Annotated in this window: 1 protein-coding gene; it reads right to left on the bottom strand. The window is 43.3% G+C overall.

Annotated elements, in window-relative coordinates; all coding sequences use genetic code 11:
- Positions 1 to 307: hypothetical protein (locus ACYVRH_RS14955; protein WP_461257645.1), on the bottom strand; the 307-nt coding region annotated here is incomplete at its 3' end.
- Positions 308 to 393 lie beyond the last annotated feature (86 nt).

The following is a 393-nucleotide window of genomic DNA, read 5'->3' as shown; positions in this document are numbered from 1 at the left end:
GGAATGCATCGTCAAAAAATCGGATGGCTTTTGACAAACTGCTTATGCTGTCTTTGTCTGACTTTTCCAAAAATTCTAGCTCCTGCGATAAGAAGGTGTATTCTGCTAAAATTAGGGCTTGTGGGTCGGCGGCGGCTGCGAACCCTTGGTTCGAGGCTTGTTGAAATAATGACATAGCATCAGCGATACCTGTTTCATAAGAAATACGCCCTTCTTCCGCTTTTCCTTTGGTGGCAAAACCCTTACGCCCTGCGTCAATATTTGACGCTGCTTCATATATTCTATTGACGAGTAAAATCTGGTCCAAATTCCGCCTCTGCTTCTGATAAATTCCACCCGCTCTCTATCAAGGGCTTTAAACCAACTTTTTCCTTGTAAATCTTTGCCAGATAT

Source organism: Treponema sp. R80B11-R83G3 (genome assembly GCF_054786115.1).
The sequence above is the reverse complement of the archived record's forward strand: the minus strand, read 5'-3'. Positions and strand labels throughout refer to the sequence as shown.